Source organism: Saccharothrix syringae, from assembly GCF_009498035.1.
GTDB classification, from domain to species: Bacteria; Actinomycetota; Actinomycetes; order Mycobacteriales; family Pseudonocardiaceae; genus Actinosynnema; species Actinosynnema syringae.
The window spans coordinates 9,703,471-9,720,124 of sequence record NZ_CP034550.1; the positions used below are offsets into that span (position 1 = coordinate 9,703,471).

Here is a 16,654-nt window from a genome sequence, read left to right on the forward strand (position 1 = left end):
TGGTGACGGCGCTCACCAGCCCGGCGGGGTGTCCGGTTCGCCCCGTTTCAGTCCTCCCAGCGGAACACCCGGGCGGCGATGGTGCCGACCACGAGGGTGAAGCCGACGAGCACCGCGGCCGGCACGAGCAGCGCCTCCACGCCCTTGCCGCGCACCAGCACGTCGAGCATGCCGTCGTTCATGTGCCGCAGCGGGAAGGCGTAGGACACCTTCTGCAGCCACTCGGGCGCGTTCTCCACCGGGAAGAACGTGCCGGACAGGAACGCCATCGGCATGATGACGATGTTCGCCGCGCCGGACGCCGCCTCCTCGGTCTTGGCGAACGCGCCGACGAGCATGCCGATGGCGAAGAACGCGATCGTGCCGAGCACCAGCAGCGGCAGGGCCAGGTACCACTGGCCGGTGAGCTTGAGCCCGAACGCGGGCAGCAGCGCGACGGCGATGAACACCACGCCCTGCACCAGCGCCGTGCCGACCGAGACGAGGACGCGCGAGCTGAGCACGGCGGCCGCGCCGACCGGGGCGAGCCGGATGCGGCGCAGCACCTGCTTGCGGCGCCACGACACCATGGTCAGCGCCGCGCCGAACACGCCGGCGAACGAGATCGCCCACGACAGGATGCCGGGCGTCAGGTACTGGATGGGCTTGAGCGAGGCGTCCTCGACCGGGCTGGCCTCCAGGGTGAACCTGGGCTGCACGTTCGCCGCGGCCACGTTCATCTTGTCGACCACGCCGGACACGAGGCCGACGACGGTGCCCGCGGCGACCTGGTCGCTGGCCGCGAACGCGAGCTCGACGTCGTCGCCGGACACCACCACGGCGGCGGGCAGGTCGCCGTCGGTGACCTTCCGCCGGGCGGCGTCCGCGCTGTCGTAGCGCTCCAGCTCCACCGCGCCGGTCTCCTCCAGCGCGGTGAGCACCGGGCCGTCGCCGACCGCGCCGACCTTGGTCTTGTCGTCGCCGGGGTCGCCCAGCAGCAGGCCGAACACGACCAGGAACATCAGCGGGAACAGGAACATGAAGAACAGCGTCATCCGGTCGCGCAGGAAGCCCTTGATCATCGCGACGGACAGGCTCTTGAAGGCGGTCATGCGCGGTACTCCCGCCCGGTCAGCTCCAGGAAGACGTCCTCCAGCGTGGCGGTGCGCACCTGGAGCCCGTCGAGCGTGCCGCGCTCGGCCAGCGCGGACAGCACGGGCGCGGGCCTGCGGGTGGAGATGGTCAGCGAGACGTCGTCCTCGTGCGCCTGCTCCACGCCGGCGATGGCCCGCGCGTCCTCCTCGGTCAGCGCGCCCTTCTGCAGCACCACGTGGGTGGGCGCGTCCAGGCCGCGCACGAGCGTGGCCGGGGTGTCCATGGCCAGCACGCGGCCGTGGTCCATGATCGCCACCCGGTCGCACAGGATCTCGGCCTCGTCGAGGTAGTGCGTGGTGTAGACGATGGTCTTGCCGCGCGCCTGGATGGCCCGCAGCACGTCCCACAGGTTGCGGCGGGCCTGCGGGTCCAGGGCGGCGGTCGGCTCGTCCAGGAACACCACGTCCGGGTCGTGCACCAGCGAGCAGGCGATGGACAGGCGCTGCCGCTGGCCGCCGGAGAGCTTGTTCTCCTGCACGTCGGCCTTGTCGGACAGGCCGACCAGCTCCAGCATCTCGTCGGCCTTGCGCGGGTGCACGCCGTACAGGGAGCCGAAGGTGCGCAACTGCTCGCGGGCGGTCAGCTTCTCGAAGAAGCTCGACGCCTGGAGCTGCACGCCGATCCTGGGCAGCAGCGCGGGGTTGCGCGGCCACGGCTCCTCACCCAGCAGCGTCACCCGGCCCGAGTCGGGCTTGCGCAGGCCCTCGACGATCTCCAGCGTGGTGGTCTTGCCCGCGCCGTTCGGCCCGAGGATGCCGAAGAACTCCCCCTCCGCCACGGTGAACGAAACGCCGTCCACCGCCTTCAGCTCGCCGTAGTGCTTGCGGATGTCCGCCACCACGACAGCCGGTATGCGTGCCCCAGTCATGGCTGGACCGTAATGCGCGGGGCGCCGCGAAAAGTGGCCGATCCACTGAAGTGAACGGGGATCGAGACTTTAGGCGCACGCCGCCGTCGCGCTCCGCTCCCGTTCGGTGACGACCCGTTCTCCACATCGTTTCAACTACCCCGGTTCCTCGGTCAACCGGTGTTCGAGCCGCGCACCGCGCAAATCCGCCAGATCCACCCAAACCTCGCCGTGCGGCACCCCGTCGCGCAGCAGGGACCGGGTGTACTGGAGCTTGGCCGGGTCCGCGCCGTCCGCCGCGACCACCACGTCCCGGCCGTCCTCCAGGTGCACCACCGCCCGGCCGAACCGGGGCGCGTTGAGCACGAACCGCCCCGTGCCGGGCGTCACCGGGTACAGCCCCAGGGCCGAGAACACGTACCAGGCCGACATCTGCCCCAGGTCGTCGTTGCCGGTGACGCCGTCCGGCGCCGCCCGGAACAGGGTCTGCGCGGCCCGCACCACCGCGGAGGTCTTCCACGGCTGCCCGATCAGCGCGTACATCCACGGCACGTGCAGGTCCGGCTCGTTGTTGGGGTTGTAGCGGTGCTGGTCGTAGTAGTCGTACGGGCCGACGACCCACTTGCCGCGCGCGGTGCCGGCCGGGTCGGCGACCAGGTCCGGGTAGGCGAAGAACTCGTCCAGCCGCCCCAGCGCGGCCGCCGCGCCGCCCAGCAGCGCGACCAGGCCGGGCACGTCCTGCTGCGCCAGCCACTGGTACTGCCACGCGGTGCCCTCGTGGAAGCCCTCCGGGCCGCGCGGGCTGAACGGGCCCAGCCAGGAGCCGTCGGCCAGCCTGGGGCGCGGGAACCCGGCGAAGCCGCGGTCGGCGATGGCGGCGTCCCACAGCACCCGGTGGTTCAGGCCGCGCCGCCGCAGCGCGACCGCGTCCGCCTCGTGCCCCAGCCCGGCGGCCATGATGGACAGCGAGTGGTCGGCCAGCGCGTACTCCATGGTCGCCGACGCGCCGTGGTGCGGGTCGACGTCCTGCCCCTTCTTCGGGAAGTTCCGGTCGTGGGGCACGAAACCGCGGGCCAGGTAGGTCGGGTTGCCCGCGCGGCCCTCGAACGGCGAGGACGGGGGCGGCACCGAGTCCGAGTTCTGCCGCAGCGCCGCGTAGGCCCGCTCCTCCAGGCCCTCCAGCGCGCCGAACCGCCACAGGTCGACCAGGAACGGGGTCACCGGGTCGCCCGTCATGGTGTTGGTCTCCTGGTTGGCGTACGCCCAGCGGGGCAGCCAGCCGCCCTGCTCGTGGATCGCCAGCACGGACCGCGCCACGTCCCGCGCCCGGCCGGGCCGCAGCAGCGCCAGCAGCTGGTTGTGCGCCCGGTAGGTGTCCCACAGCGAGAAGTACTCGTGGTAGGTCCAGCCGTCCGCCCGGTGCACCCGGTCGTCGAAGCCCCGGTAGCGGCCGTCGGCGTCGCTGCCGGTCAGCGGTTGCAGCAGCACGTGGTACAGCGCGGTGTAGAAGACGGTGAGGTCGTCGGCGTCGGCCGAGGAGACCTCGACGCAGCCCAGCTCGCGCCGCCAGGTCTCCCGCACGGCCGCGCGCAGCTCGTCGAACGACCGGCCGCGCGCCTCGGCGAGGTTGCCCGCCGCGCCCTCGGCGTCCACGTGCGACACGGCCGTCGCGGCGGTCACCGGGGCGCCCTCGTCGAACCGCACCCACTGCCCGCGCAGGCCCGCGCGGCCCTCGGCGCCGCCCCAGTTGCCGGTCGCGCGGAACGGCCGGTCGAACGCGGTGGTGAAGTACGTGGTGTACGCCCGGCCGCCGCAGAACGCCTGCGCGGTGACGGTGCCGGCCAGCGTCCGGTCGTCCACCACGCGGACGCTGCTGGCGAACACCGGCTCCTTGTCGTTGGCCTGCCCCACGTTCACCAGCACGTGCGGCGCGGTGCCGGCGGGGAAGGTGAAGCGCTCGACGCCGGTGCGGGTGGTCGCGGTGCACTCCACCGCGATGCCCGACCGCAGCACCACGCGGTAGTAGCCGGGTTCGCCCACCTCGCCGTCGTGGGTGTAGGCCGCGCCGTAGCGCCGGTGGTCGAACGAGCCGGGCAGCCCGCCGGTCGGCAGGACCGACACCAGGCCGCCCTGCTCCCAGCAGCCCGCGCCGGACAGGAAGAAGTGCCCGAAACCGCGGATCACCGGGTCGTCGTAGCGGTAGCCCGCGTAGTGCGAGCCGATCGGGCTGGAGTGGGCCATGCCGAACGGCGCGGACGCGCCGGGGAAGGTGTTGCCCTCGTCGTCCGTGCCGATGAACGTGTCCACCGCCCCGACCGGGTCGAAGGCCGCCACGGGGTTCACGCCGCCGCGACGGCGAACACGTGGAACGTGCCGCCGGTGACCGTGGCGGGCAGCGTCACCGACCGCACCTGCCTGCCCTCCCGCAACGCGATGGGCGCGGTGGCGAACACGTGCACGTCCATCCGCTGCGACTCGCCGCCGGTGCTGTTGCGGTACGGCGTGGTGGCCACGATCCGGTTGCCGTAGGAGGGCTGCTGGTTCGCCGCGCCGCCGAGCGCCCAGTCCGAGAGGCCCACGTCGGCCGTCTGCGTGGTGCCGTCGGTGTAGGTGATGGTGAGCGTGCCCGAGGACCGGCCGCCCCCCGCGCTGCCGAGCAGGCCGAGCCTGGTGGCGCCCTGCGGCGCGGCGACCACCACGGTCTCGCCGGAGGCGTTGACGTTGTCCGCCTCGCCGGCCGGGGACGCGGGCCAGGTGTAGGTCAGGCCGTCGGAGGTGACCTGGTCGCCGGGTGCCAGCCCGACCTCGGCCAGCGCGTCGCGCGAGTAGCTCCAGCCGAAGCCGTCGAAGTTGCCCAGGCCCTGCTCCTCGTCCGGCGAGGTGCCGACGTTGTCGAACGCCGCGCGCAGGCTGCCCGGCTCGGCCACCAGCACGGTGACCACGGCGCGCTGCCCGTCGGAGAACTCCACCGGCACGCGCAGGGTCTGCTCGGCCGTGCCGGGCGCCACCGAGACCGCCACCGCCACCTGCGCCCGGTCGCCCGGCGGCGGTTCCAGCCGGCCCGACGCCGGGGCGAGGGTGAGCCCGGCGGGCGGCCGGGCGGTCCAGGTCACCGCGCCGGCGCGGCCGGAGAGGTCCTGCGTGCCCACGGTCACCTCGGCCGTGCCGCCCGCCGGAACGACCAGCCTGCCCGGTTCGACGAACGCCCGGCGCGGCAGTTCGCCCTGCCGGAACGACGGCGGCGCGTCGGCCGCGCCGGTGCCCCACGCGGTCGCGGTGACCGAGCGGGAGAACTCGACCGTGCCGCCGCCCGTGACCAGGGATTCCGGCAGCCAGGTGCGGCCCTGCGCGCGGCCGTTGAGCCTGAGGTCCGAGACGTACGCGCCCTCGCCGCTCGCCCGGATGGTGATCGGCGCGGCGTTCGGCCGGGTGATCACGACCTCGTCGAACAGCGGGCTGTTGACCACCAGCTCGGCCCGCCCCGGGATGGCCGGGTACACGCCCAGCGCGGCCCACACGTACCAGGAGGACATCTGGCCGAGGTCGTCGTTGCCCATCAGGCCGTCCGGGCCGGGGCCGAACAGCTCGTCCACCGCGCGCCGGACCACCTCCTGGGTCCTCGCGGGCGCGCCCGCCCAGTTGTAGAGCCACAGCGAGTGCATGATCGGCTCGTTGCCCAGGAACGCGTACGGCTCGGTCGGCCCGGCGTTGAGCTTGGTGAAGAAGTGGTCCAGCCGCTCGCGCGCCACCGCGTCGCCGCCCAGCGCGGTGAACAGGCCGCGCACGTTGTAGGGGACCATCCAGGTGTACTGGGCGGCGTTGCCCTCGACCCAGTTGTCCGGGCTGCCCGGCGAGAACGGTTCCGCGAACGAACCGTCGCGGTTGCGCGGCTGGGCGTGGCCGGTGGCCGGGTTGAACACGTTCTGCCAGTACTGGGCGCGCGTCATGAACGCCTGCCAGGTGGCGCCGTCGCCCAGCCTGCGGGCCAGCTCGGCGATGGCGAAGTCGGCGGTGGTGTACTCCAGCGTGGTCGCGGGCGGCCCCCACACGTTCGCCGCGCCCACCGGCACGTAACCCAGGTCCAGGTACTCCGCCAGCCCCGGCCGCTCCTCGTACCCCAGGGTCTTCTGGGTCGCGCCGCGCAGCATCAGCAGCAGCGCCCTGGACGCGTCGAAGTCCCTGGCGCCGAAGGCGTACGCGCTGGAGACCATCACGTGGTACGGGTCGCCGACCATCACGCCGGTGTAGCCGTTGGCCACGGTCCACCGGTCCCAGGCGCCGCCCTGCTCGGCGAAGGCCACCAGGGACCGGATCATGTCCGACGCCTCCGCGGGCGCCAGCAGCGACAGCAGCTGCATCTCGCTGCGGTAGACGTCCCAGCCGGAGAAGTTGGTGTAGACGGCGTGGCCGCGCTCGGCGGTGCGCACCCGGCCGTCGAACCCGGGGTAGCGGCCGTCGACGTCGGAGAAGACGTTGGGCTGCAACAGGGAGTGGTACAGCGCGGTGTAGAAGGTGGTGCGCCGGGCGTCCGTGCCTCCGGTGACCCGCACCTGGCCCAGCCGGTCGTTCCAGGCCGCGCGGGCGGCGGCGCGCACCTCGTCGAACGAGCGGCCCTCGTTCTCGGCCGCCAGGTTCCGCTTCGCGCCGTCGACCGAGACGAACGACAGGCCGACGCGCATGGTCACGTCCGGGTCGTCGAAGGTCACCCAGCCGCCCGAGCCGGGACCCGAGACCACGGTGTCCTGCGCCGCCGGCGGCCGGTCGCCCTGGGCGTCGAGGGTCTTCGGCGCGTCACCCAGCTCCTCGCGCACCCCGGAACCGCCGCGCTCCTCCGCGCGGCCCGGCGTGACCGCGCCGTTCTTCCACGTGCCGACCGAGGCGAACGGGCGGTCGAAGGTGGCGTGGAAGTAGACGCGGTAGCGGTGGTCGGCGCCGCAGAACCGGCCGCTGGTCGCCCAGCCGCTGATGCTGTCCGCGCCGATGTCGATCTCGGCGTCGTCGGTGCCCGAGATGGAGCCGGAGGTGTTGACCAGCAACGTGGACGTCGCGCCGCCCGGGTAGGCGAACCGGCCCACCCCGGTGCGCTGGGTGACGGTCAGCTCGACCCGCGCCCCGCTGTCGAGGTCGACGCGGTAGTAGCCGGGGCTCGCCTCCTCGTGCTCGTGCGAGAACGTCGCGACGTACCGGGCGGGGTCGGCCGCGGGCGAGGTGGTCACCTCGCCGACGAACGGCGTGATCGGGATGTCCTGGTAGGTGGAGCAGCCCGGCCCGGACAGGTGGGTGAGGCTGAAGCCCCGGATGCGGTCGTCCTCGTAGGAGTAGCCGCCGTGCTGGTGGGTCACCGTGTCCGGGCTCCACTGCACCATGCCGAACGGCACGTCCGCGCCCGGGAAGTTGTTGCCCGCGCCGCCGCCGGTGCCGTGGTCGGGCCCGCCCGGCTCGGTGCCGACGAACGGGTTCACCCAGCCCGCCGGGTCCTCGGGCCGGGGTTGCGCTTCGACCGTCGTCGGATGGGCCATCGTGAGAGCCACCGCCATCGCCAGTAGTGCCGGAGCTGTCCGCACGAGCCGCCTCCTCGTGGCCACCGCCGTCCACGAACCACGCGTAATCGCATAATTGCGGAGCGTGCCGGGGTGGCGTCAACCCCGATCACCCGGGATTGTCCGGTTCGAGACATCGCGGGGCGTTGACATACGGAAACGCGGGGTGTGTGATTCGGCCACTATGACAACGTTGTCCCCGTCCGGCGCGGCAGGCGGCCGCAAGGTGCGGCGCGCCACGATGAACGACGTGGCGCGGCTGGCGGGCGTGAGCATCAAGACCGTCTCGCGCGTGGTGAACGACGAGGCCGGCGTGCACCCGGCCACGGCCGAGCGGGTGCTGGCCGCGATCGACCAGCTCGGCTTCCGGCGCAACCTCAGCGCCCGCAACCTGCGCCGCGGCTCGTCGACCGGCACCGTCGGGCTGGTGCTGGAGGACGTGGGCAACCCGTTCTACTCGGGCGTGACGCGCGCGGTGGAGGAGATCGCCCGGCTGCGCGGGCGCCAGGTCATCACCGGGTCGTCGGACGAGGACCCGGCGCGCGAGCGCGAGCTGGCGCTGGAGTTCTGCTCGCGCCGGGTCGACGGGCTGCTGGTGGTGCCCGCCGGGCTCCAGCACGGGTACCTGGTGCCGGAGATGCGGGCCGGGACGCCGGTGGTGTTCCTGGACCGGCCCGCGGGCGACGTGGTGGTGGACACCGTGCTGGTGGACAACGTCGGCGGCACGGTCGAGGCGGTGGCGCACCTGGCCTCGTTCGGGCACCGGCGGATCGCGTTCCTCGGTGACGCGCCGGACATCTTCACCGCCAACGAGCGCCTGCGCGGCTACCGCGAGGGCTGCGCGCGGGCGGGCATCGGCTACCACGAGTCGCTGGTGGTCATGGGCCCGCACGACGAGGAGTCGGTGCGCAAGGCGCTGTGGGGGCTGCGCACCATGGCCGACCCGGCGACCGCGGTGGTGACCGGCAACAACCGGATCACCGTGCACGCGCTGCGCGCCCTGGCCGGCGCGCCCGAGCGGCCCGCGCTCGTGGGCTTCGACGACTTCGAGCTGGCCGACCTGCTGTCGCCGCCGGTGACCGTGATCGCGCACGACGCGAGCGCGCTCGGCAAGGCGGCGGCGGACCTGCTGTTCGCCCGGCTCGACGGCGACTGCTCGCCACCCCGGCGCGTCGTGCTGCCGGTCAGGTTGGTGGCACGTGGATCAGGAGAGGTAACCGCATGAGCTCCGACAACCAGCCCGTCGCGCTGCCGGCCAACCAGCCGCGCCAGTTCTACCGGGGCGGTGCGGCGATCGCGGCGCTGCGGGACGAGGACGTCGCCGGGCGCGGGCCCGAGGACTGGGTGGCGTCGACCACCACGCAGTTCGGCAAGGCCGAGGCCGGGCTGTCGCGGCTGCCCGACGGGCGCCTGCTGCGCGACGCGGTGGCCGCCGACCCGGTGTCCTGGCTCGGGTCCGGGCACGTGGCCGAGTTCGGCGCGGACACCGCGCTGCTGGTCAAGCTGCTCGACGCCGGGCAGCGGCTGCCCGTGCACTGCCACCCGTCCAACGCCTTCGCCGCCGAGCACTTCGGCTGCCGGCACGGCAAGACCGAGGCGTGGGTGGTCATCGGCACCTCCGGCCCGGACCCGACGGTGTACCTGGGCTTCCGCGAGGACGTGCCGCCCGACGTGGTGGAGGGGTGGGTGGCCGGCCAGGACGCGGCGGCGATGCTGGCCGCGCTGAACCCGGTGCGGGTCTCCCCCGGCGACGCGGTGTTCGTGCCCGCGGGCGTGCCGCACGCCATCGGCGAGGGCGTGTTCATCGTCGAGCTCCAGCAGCCGACCGACTTCTCGATCACGCTGGAGTGGCGCGGTTTCCTCGACGGCCCCGACGCCGGGCACCTCGGCCTGGGCTACGACAAGGCACTGGGGTGCGTGGAGCGCCGCGCCCAGGACGTCGAGGCCCTGGTGCGGCGCACCCGCGCGCTCACCGGCGCGTCGGTGGACCTGCTGGTGCCGCGGGCGGCCCCGTTCTTCCGCGCCGACCGGCTGCACGTGTCGGGCCGGGCGGCGCTGGAGCCCTCGTTCGCCGTGCTGGTCGTGCTGGAGGGCGCGGGCGCGGTCGGGCCCGTCGCGGTGCACCGGGGCAGCACGGTCGTCGTGCCGCACGCGGCGGGCGAGGTCGAGGTGATCGGCGACGTGGTCGCCGTCCGGTGCAGGCCGCCAAGGGTGTCCGACCTCGGGAGCTGACCATGGCGTTACCCCTGTTAGACGCACGGGAGTTGGTGAAGCACTACGGGAGTGTCGAAGCGTTGCGCGGTGCCTCGTTCACCGCGCACGCGGGCGAGGTCGTCGCGCTCGTCGGCGACAACGGGGCCGGCAAGTCGACCCTGGTGAAGTGCCTGTCCGGCGTGGTGCGGCCGGACTCGGGCGAGGTCCTGTTCGACGGCTCGCCGGTGGTGCTGGACTCGCCGCCGGCGGCGCGGGCGCTGGGCATCGAGACCGTGTACCAGGACCTGGCCGTGGCGCCGGACCTGGACCCGGCGGCGAACCTGTACCTGGGGCGGGAGCTGCGCCGCCCCGGGCTGCTCGGCCGGCTCGGCGTGCTGGACCGGCGGGAGATGCGGCGGCGGGCCGCGGCGTCGTTCGAGGAGCTGGGCGTGACGCTGCCCAGCGCGGACGCGCCGGTCGGGTCGCTGTCGGGCGGCCAGCGGCAGAGCGTGGCGGTGGCGCGGTCGGTGGTGTGGGCCAGCCGGCTGGTGTTCATGGACGAGCCGACCGCCGCGCTGGGCGTGGTGCAGCGGGAACGCGTGCTCGACGTGGTGCGGCGGGTCCGCGACCGGGGCATGGCGGTGGTGCTGATCAGCCACAACATGCCCGAGGTGCTGGCCGTGGCGGACCGGGTGGAGGTGCTGCGGCTGGGGCGCCGGGTGGCGCGGTTCGACGCGGCGTCCACGTCGGTGGAGGAGCTGGTCGGCGCGATGACCGGCGCGCTCACCCAGGAGGACTCGTGAGCACCCTGGCGCGCCGGCTGTCCGGCTCCAACACGCTGTGGATCACCCTGGTGCTGGTGGCGCTGGTCGCGGTGTTCGGCGCCCTGCGGCCCGACGCCGTGCTGACGGTGTTCACGCTCCAGACCACGCTGGTCGAGACGTCGGTGCTGCTGGTGCTCTCGGTCGGCATGACGTACGTGATCATCACCTCGGGCATCGACCTGTCGGTGGGGTCGGTGCTGGTGTTCTCCGGCGTCACCTCGGCGATGGCCATGAACGCCCTCAACGGCGGCAACGCCACCGACGCCGGGTGGGGCACGGTGCTCGTCGGCCTGCTGGTGGCCCTGGCCTCCGGTGCGGCGTGGGGCCTGCTCAACGGGGTGCTGGTGGCGCGCACCGGCATCCCGCCGCTGATCGTGACGCTCGGGTCGTTCGGCGCGGCGCTCGGGGCCGGGCAGCTGCTGTCGAACGGGTCGAACGTCAGCGGCGTGCCGACCGCGCTGGGCAACGGCCTGGGCACCGGGACGTGGTTCGGCGTGCCCAACCTGGTGCTGCTGGCCGCGGCGGTGACCGCGGTGGGCGCGCTGGTGCTGGGCACCACGGCGTTCGGGCGGCACACCCACGCGATCGGCTCGAACGAGGAGGCCGCGCGGCGGGCGGGCATCCCGGTGACCCGGCACCTGGTGCGGGTCTACCTGCTGGCGGGCGTGCTGGCCGGGCTGGCCGGGTTCATGGCGCTGGCCTACTTCCGGGTGGCGTCGATCACCGGGCACGACACGGACAACCTCAACGCCGTGGCGGCGGTGGTGATCGGCGGCACCAGCCTGTTCGGCGGGGTCGGGTCGGTGGTGGGCACGGTGCTGGGCGTGTTCGTCCCGGCCGTGCTGCGCAAGGGTTTCGTGATCGTCGGCGTGAACGTGTACTGGCAGCCGATCGCGGTGGCGCTGGTCCTGGTGGCGGCCGTGTGGTTCGACCAGTCGCGGAGGAGGGCGAGGAACAGGCGTTAGCAGAGAGGGCGGGTTGATGAAGGCTGTTGCTCTTCTATCGGTGGCTCTTTTCTCGGTGGCGGCGTGCGGTGGCGGGCAGATCGGCGACACCGGCGGCGCGGGTGACGCCAAGCGGATGGTGCTCATCCCCGGCGTGGCCGCCGAGCCGTTCTACATCTCCCTGGAGTGCGGGTTCCGCGAGGCGGCCTCGGAAGCCGGGTACTCGGTCGACGTGCAGGCGCCCGCGAAGTTCGACTCGACGCTGCAGGCGCCCATCGTCACGGGCGTGCTCGCGAACAAGCCGGGCGCGGTGCTCATCGCGCCGACCGACGACAAGGCGATGGCGGGGCCGGTCAAGCAGCTCGCCGACGCGGGCATCAAGGTCGTCGAGGTGGACACGAGGCTGGAGGACACCTCGATCGCCGTGTCCACGGTGTCGTCGAACAACGAGCAGGGCGGGCGGCTGGCCGCCCGGACCCTGGCCCGCCTGGTCGGTGGCGGGACGGGTTCGGTGCTGGTGCTCAACACGAGGGCGGGGACCTCCACCACCGACGCGCGGGCGGCCGGGTTCGAGGACGAGGTGAAGAAGTACCCGAACCTGCGGTACGTGGGCCAGCAGTACACCGACAACGAGCCCGACCAGGCGGCGTCCAAGGTGACCGCCACGCTGGCCGCGAACCCCGATTTGGTCGGGGTGTTCGCGACCAACCTGAACACCGGCGAGGGCGCCGCCACGGGCCTGCGCAACGCGGGCCGGACCGGCGCGGTGAACCTGGTGGGGTTCGACGCCTCGCCCAAGCAGGTGGCCGACCTGCGGGCCGGGGCGGTGCAGGCGCTGATCGCGCAGGACCCGGCGACCATCGGTCGGACCGGGGTGGAGCAGGCGGTGGCCGCCCTGGAGGGGCGTGAGGTGCGGCGGGACGTCGAGACCGACCTGGTGGCGTTGACCAGGGAGGACATGGACGCCAACTCGCGGTACTTCTACAAGCAGCAGTGCTGAGGCCGCGGGGCTGACCGGTCGGGGCGGGGAGCGCCCCCGCCCCGGCTGCCGCGCTCGCCGCGAGGCGGGAGCAGTGATCGCCGTCTACCGGCCGACGGCCGCGAGCCTTCTGCCCCTGAGGCGTGTGACACAGCCGGAGATGGAGCCCGATTATTGCGGACTTCCAGTTCTTTCATGTGGATACCCTGGCCCGTTGGAGAGCAGCCGTCGGGCCGTTACGGGAGCAGTCGGACATGAGCTACTACGATGACGACGAGGACGACCGCTACTCCGGACCGACTTACAACGACGCGTCAGGCTGGTCGCACAACTCGATCCAAGCTCGCAACATATATGACGGAGTGCATTATTACGCCCCCGACACGGGGGACGGACCGATCGTCTACTTCCGACCGGGTGCGATAGTCGTACTGGTCGGTGTCCTGTACATAATCGCCTCGGCTTACGCCCACGCGATACTCAACCTGGACCTGACGGTCTGGGAGTGGGCAAAACTTGCCGTTAGCAGCCTGCTCGTCATTCCCGTTTTTTATGCCACCGAGCGCACGTTTCACCTGGACGTCTTCGTTGCCCTACGCCTCTTCATCACTCTCGCCATCATAGTCCTTGCATTCTTGCACGGAACGGATTGGGCACTCACTCAAGGACTTGCGAGTTTCATCGGGGACTGGCTGGTCTGGCGCTTCTGAGCAGTCCACCGCGCTCCGGTAGCGTTCTGCCCTGTGGCTGCCGAGGAGACCCCTACCGAGTTGACTCGCTGGACCATCCACGGCGAGCGCCTGGTGGACGACACCCGCAAGCTCAACGTCAGCATCGCCCACGTCGAGCTGCCCGACGGCGTGCACTTCGAGCAGTGGGTGCTGCGGATGCCCAAGGCCGTCATGACGCTGGTCTTGGACGACGCCCGCGACCATGTCCTGATGATCTACCGCCACCGCTGGATCATGGATCGCTGGACGTGGGAGCTGCCCGGCGGCTACCTCGATCCGGACGAGGACCCTGCCGACTGCGCGATGCGCGAAGCCATTGAGGAGACCGGCTGGAAGCCACGCAGCGTCGAGCTGCTGACCACATTCCAGCCGCTCACCGGCACCGCCGACTTCGAAAACCTGATCTACGTGGGCCACGGAGCCGAGAACACCGGCCAGCAGGCCGACATCAACGAAGCCGAGCGCGTCGCCTGGATCCCCCTCGCCAAGATCAAGGACATGCTCGCAGGCGGCGAGATCATCGGAGCCGCCGCGCAGATCGGTCTGCTACACGTCCTGGCCTTCCGCTGACCCGACGATCCCCATAGCCCGCATCTCCGCGAACAGCTCCCCCGCCACCGGCTCACCCGCGAAGGGCGCCAGCCGAGCGGCCACGTCCGCCAGGTACGTCACCGTCCGCACCGAGTTCAGGTTGACCGCCATCCGCAGCGCGGCCAGTCCGACCTCGCACGCCTCCTCCACCCGCCGCTGGTCGGCCAGGATCGAGGCGAGCAACGCCGTGTTGAACAACCGCCCCCGCTCGTACCCCTCGCTCATCTCCAACGACCGCCGAGCGAACCCCTCCGCCTCATCCGAACGCCCGAGATCCCGGAAGCAGTGCGCGAACTTCGCCGCCAGGTACGCCGCGTCGAAGTAGCCCAACCACTCCGGCACCGACGAGCCCTCAGCCGCCGAGAACAACGCCTCAGCCTCCCGCAACACCGCCACGGCCTTCCGAGAGTCGCGCTGCAACGCCAGCCCGTGCGCCTCCATCACCGCGGCTTCGGCCTGCAACACCCCCAGCCCGGTCCGCGAAGCACTGTCCCGAGCCCCACGCGCCAGGTCGACCGCCACCAACGGCGACCGGAAGAACGCCGCGTGATGACTCATCCCCGCCAGCATCTCCGCAGCCAGCGCGTCATCCCCCACGTCCTTGCACAACCGCAACGCCTGCCGCAGGTGCTTGCGCCCCGCGTCGACGTCCCCCACGTCGTAGGCCATCCACCCGGCGAGCTGGTTCATCTCCGCCACAGCTCCGAACAGCTCCCGCCGCACCCCGTCCCGGAACCGCCCAGCCCGCAGCAACGGCACAGCCTCGCCAACGAGGTACTGACTCACCGTCGCCCGCGCGTGCCCACCACCGAACCGGTTGTCGAGCTGCCGGAACGTCCGCGTCATCGCCCGCAGCGTCTCCACGTCAGGCGTCCCCACGACCCGCTCCACAGCCGGCACGGGAGCCCCCGCCGTGAACCACCCGAACGACCGTCCCCGGCGCTCCTGTAGAGACTCCACCGAAGCCTCCTGGAACCGGAACCACAGCAGCGCCTCAGGTACCCGCAGCGCCCGCGCCCACCGTTCGAGCTTCACCAGGTCGCTCGGAGGCGTGCGACCGGCCTCGACGTGGGACACATGCCCCTGCGACAGGCCGAGCCAACGCCCCAGCCGAGCCTGCGTCAAAGCCGGGGTGTGAGCGAACCGGTAGGCCCGCATGATCCGCCCGAAATGGCGCGAGGCGAAAGCCTCACGAAACTCATCGGTAGCCCAGAAGTCCACCGGCTTGACAGGCGCACAGCTCGCCTGAGCATCACGCCGCCCACAAGCCGCGCACAGCCAGGCACGATTGTCGGCCGCTAGCCTCGCCCCGCACCCCCGGCACTGCCGTTTCGCGCCCATCACCACCCCTGACCTGCGCCTGGACCCGAGTGTAGCCACGTGGACACCCGCCGACCTGCGGATATTGGCAGCGTCGATATCTCATGCACCAACGTGGTGCATCGAGCCCGAGCCGTCCCGCATCGTCGTGATCAGAAGAACGACGGAGGAAGTCGGAATGGCCTTCTACGTGCTCGCACAACCGGAAGAACAGGCATCGGCCGCACTGGTCGAGCAGACGCCCGGACAACCGAACCTGATCGCCGACGTCGGCGGTTCGCAGATCGCCGTACAGGTGGCCAACCACCCGGAGGGCCTGAAGCTGGCCGCCGGTTTCGCCTGGGAACTCGCCAGGGCCGCCACGGAGTTCGCCACCCGGTGCCAGGAACTGGCGATGTCCCAGGACCCCAACGCCTACGGCAGGCACGCCGAGATCACCGGCTGACGCCATGACCCCGGAGGACGTGAAGAGCCTGCTCACCTACGACATGTACACCGATCACCCGTGCCACCCTCGTGGTGGCCGGTTCGCGGCCACCGGCCCTCACAGGTACTTGTTGGCCAACTCCGAGTACTCCTTCTCCAGGTCGTCGGCCAGGTAGGCGACATAGGCCCAAGGCACCTCGTGCACGTGGTCGCGCATGCCCAGCAGGTGCCGCTTGGCCCGGGGCGCGTCGTCCGCCAGCGCGAAGGCCGCCGCGAAGAGGTTGTGCGCCTGCAGCGCCCGCGGGTGCGGTTTGCCGGATTCGGCGTCCCACTTGTCGGCCGCCGCGGCGATCTCGTCGCGGTGGCGGCTGAAGTAGCGCATCTTGAGACCGGCGATCTTCAACGCGCTGCGCGCCTGCACGGCGTCCTCGAACTGCTCCAGGAAGATCTCGAAGTGCGCCAGCGGCAGCATCGCCACCACCGGGTTGCCCGGCGGCGCGGCGTCCACGCTGCCCTGCGCGAACGCCATCATCTCCTCGGCCGAGCCGCCCCACTTGGCGGCCAGGATCTGCAACCGCGTCCAGTGCGCCGGGTACAGCGTCGGGCAGCGGGACGCGATCTCGCGCCACACCTCGTCCTTCTGCTCCCGGTCGACCTGCAACCCCAGGCCCGCGGTCTGGAGCTGCGCCCACGGCACGGCGTCGCGCGGGAGGAGCTTGGCCGCCTCGTGGAGGGGGCCGACGGCCTTGCGCAGGGTGCCGAAGAAGACCTTGAACCGGTCCTTGCCGACGCTGTCCGCCCGCCCCGACCCCCGGATCGCCCACGCCTCCCGCACGAACGCCGTGCCGGCCAGCAGCCACAGGTCGGGGTCGCCGTTGCCCTTGGCCAGCTCCAGCAGCTCGTCGGCGTGGCCGATGGCGTGCTCGCCCAGCACCTCGACGCGCAGCGCGCGCACCTCGGGCTCCTCGCGGCACTCCGCCAGCACGGTCGTGGCGGCCCTCAGGTGACCCGCGTCCATCTCCTCCGCGGCGATGTCCAGGATCGCGTCGTCGTAGGTGTGGTCGCGCACGACCTCGCGGGCCACCGCGGCCGGGCGCTTCCTCCGGAAAATCCCCACTCCAGCGA

At 72.1% G+C, this 16,654-nt stretch carries 14 protein-coding genes and 1 pseudogene; 8 read left to right on the forward strand and 7 right to left on the reverse strand.

Annotation, left to right across the window (positions count from 1 at the left end; translation table 11 throughout):
- Positions 1 to 47 precede the first annotated feature (47 nt).
- The 4 genes from EKG83_RS40830 to EKG83_RS40845 all read right to left on the reverse strand — a co-directional run bounded on the left by EKG83_RS40830 (position 48) and on the right by EKG83_RS40845 (position 7,500).
- Entirely contained in the window at positions 48 to 1,091 is a 1,044-nt protein-coding gene (locus tag EKG83_RS40830; protein ID WP_033435390.1) for an ABC transporter permease, read from the reverse strand.
- Positions 1,088 to 2,002: an ABC transporter ATP-binding protein gene (locus EKG83_RS40835; protein WP_033435389.1), complete on the reverse strand. Its 915-nt coding sequence runs from the start codon at positions 2,000 to 2,002 to the stop codon at positions 1,088 to 1,090. The genes EKG83_RS40830 and EKG83_RS40835 overlap by 4 nt, the downstream gene beginning before the upstream one ends.
- Positions 2,003 to 2,137: 135 nt before the next feature.
- Positions 2,138 to 4,315, reverse strand: a complete 2,178-nt coding sequence (locus EKG83_RS40840) for a GH92 family glycosyl hydrolase (RefSeq protein ID WP_228122394.1) — start codon at positions 4,313 to 4,315, stop codon at positions 2,138 to 2,140.
- A 5-nt stretch (positions 4,316 to 4,320) separates the two neighbouring features.
- On the reverse strand, positions 4,321 to 7,500 hold the full coding sequence (locus EKG83_RS40845; protein ID WP_248782471.1) for a GH92 family glycosyl hydrolase: 3,180 nt from the start codon (positions 7,498 to 7,500) through the stop codon (positions 4,321 to 4,323).
- Positions 7,501 to 7,762: 262 nt separating this feature from the next.
- Between EKG83_RS40845 and EKG83_RS40850 the strand changes: the two genes are divergently transcribed.
- From EKG83_RS40850 to EKG83_RS40880, 7 genes are all read left to right on the forward strand, one after another.
- Positions 7,763 to 8,746 (forward strand): LacI family DNA-binding transcriptional regulator, encoded by a 984-nt coding sequence (locus tag EKG83_RS40850; RefSeq protein ID WP_033435388.1) that lies wholly within the window; start codon positions 7,763 to 7,765, stop codon positions 8,744 to 8,746.
- The gene (locus tag EKG83_RS40855; protein ID WP_033435387.1) at positions 8,743 to 9,753 is read left to right on the forward strand and encodes a class I mannose-6-phosphate isomerase; all 1,011 of its coding nucleotides are present in this window, start codon (positions 8,743 to 8,745) and stop codon (positions 9,751 to 9,753) included. The genes EKG83_RS40850 and EKG83_RS40855 overlap by 4 nt, the downstream gene beginning before the upstream one ends.
- 2 nt (positions 9,754 to 9,755) lie before the next feature.
- Positions 9,756 to 10,517, forward strand: a complete 762-nt coding sequence (locus EKG83_RS40860; RefSeq protein WP_033435402.1) for an ATP-binding cassette domain-containing protein — start codon at positions 9,756 to 9,758, stop codon at positions 10,515 to 10,517.
- Positions 10,514 to 11,503: an ABC transporter permease gene (locus EKG83_RS40865; protein ID WP_033435386.1), complete on the forward strand. Its 990-nt coding sequence runs from the start codon at positions 10,514 to 10,516 to the stop codon at positions 11,501 to 11,503. The genes EKG83_RS40860 and EKG83_RS40865 overlap by 4 nt, the downstream gene beginning before the upstream one ends.
- A gap of 16 nt (positions 11,504 to 11,519) precedes the next feature.
- Positions 11,520 to 12,482: an ABC transporter substrate-binding protein gene (locus EKG83_RS40870; RefSeq protein ID WP_033435385.1), complete on the forward strand. Its 963-nt coding sequence runs from the start codon at positions 11,520 to 11,522 to the stop codon at positions 12,480 to 12,482.
- A gap of 233 nt (positions 12,483 to 12,715) precedes the next feature.
- Positions 12,716 to 13,171, forward strand: a complete 456-nt coding sequence (locus tag EKG83_RS40875; RefSeq protein ID WP_153278747.1) for a hypothetical protein — start codon at positions 12,716 to 12,718, stop codon at positions 13,169 to 13,171.
- 33 nt (positions 13,172 to 13,204) lie between these two features.
- The gene (locus EKG83_RS40880) at positions 13,205 to 13,762 is read left to right on the forward strand and encodes an NUDIX hydrolase (protein ID WP_033435383.1); all 558 of its coding nucleotides are present in this window, start codon (positions 13,205 to 13,207) and stop codon (positions 13,760 to 13,762) included.
- On the opposite strand, the gene EKG83_RS40885 is transcribed toward EKG83_RS40880, so the two are convergent.
- The gene (locus tag EKG83_RS40885) at positions 13,739 to 14,662 is read right to left on the reverse strand and encodes an XRE family transcriptional regulator (RefSeq protein ID WP_228122395.1); all 924 of its coding nucleotides are present in this window, start codon (positions 14,660 to 14,662) and stop codon (positions 13,739 to 13,741) included. The genes EKG83_RS40880 and EKG83_RS40885 overlap by 24 nt on opposite strands.
- Before the next feature lie 120 nt (positions 14,663 to 14,782).
- Positions 14,783 to 15,124 (reverse strand): annotated as a pseudogene (locus EKG83_RS49905) (helix-turn-helix domain-containing protein); the annotation flags it as partial.
- A 157-nt stretch (positions 15,125 to 15,281) separates the two neighbouring features.
- Between EKG83_RS49905 and EKG83_RS40890 the strand changes: the two are divergent.
- Positions 15,282 to 15,548, forward strand: coding sequence for a hypothetical protein (locus EKG83_RS40890; RefSeq protein WP_033435382.1), 267 nt, complete (start codon positions 15,282 to 15,284; stop codon positions 15,546 to 15,548).
- 99 nt (positions 15,549 to 15,647) lie between these two features.
- Here the strand turns inward: EKG83_RS40890 and EKG83_RS40895 are convergent, their stop codons facing one another.
- On the reverse strand, positions 15,648 to 16,646 hold the full coding sequence (locus tag EKG83_RS40895) for a hypothetical protein (protein WP_033435381.1): 999 nt from the start codon (positions 16,644 to 16,646) through the stop codon (positions 15,648 to 15,650).
- Positions 16,647 to 16,654: the final 8 nt, after the last annotated feature.

Excerpts from the sequence above, each read along its gene's own strand:
- EKG83_RS40845 (WP_248782471.1), bottom strand. The coding sequence starts at position 7,500 with ATGGCCCATCCGACGACGGTCGAAGCGCAACCCCGGCCCGAGGACCCG.
- EKG83_RS40830 (WP_033435390.1), bottom strand. The coding sequence starts at position 1,091 with ATGACCGCCTTCAAGAGCCTGTCCGTCGCGATGATCAAGGGCTTCCTG.
- EKG83_RS40870 (WP_033435385.1), top strand. The coding sequence starts at position 11,520 with ATGAAGGCTGTTGCTCTTCTATCGGTGGCTCTTTTCTCGGTGGCGGCG.
- EKG83_RS40855 (WP_033435387.1), top strand. The coding sequence starts at position 8,743 with ATGAGCTCCGACAACCAGCCCGTCGCGCTGCCGGCCAACCAGCCGCGC.
- EKG83_RS40890 (WP_033435382.1), top strand. The coding sequence starts at position 15,282 with ATGGCCTTCTACGTGCTCGCACAACCGGAAGAACAGGCATCGGCCGCA.
- EKG83_RS40835 (WP_033435389.1), bottom strand. The coding sequence starts at position 2,002 with ATGACTGGGGCACGCATACCGGCTGTCGTGGTGGCGGACATCCGCAAG.
- EKG83_RS40850 (WP_033435388.1), top strand. The coding sequence starts at position 7,763 with ATGAACGACGTGGCGCGGCTGGCGGGCGTGAGCATCAAGACCGTCTCG.
- EKG83_RS40875 (WP_153278747.1), top strand. The coding sequence starts at position 12,716 with ATGAGCTACTACGATGACGACGAGGACGACCGCTACTCCGGACCGACT.
- EKG83_RS40860 (WP_033435402.1), top strand. The coding sequence starts at position 9,756 with ATGGCGTTACCCCTGTTAGACGCACGGGAGTTGGTGAAGCACTACGGG.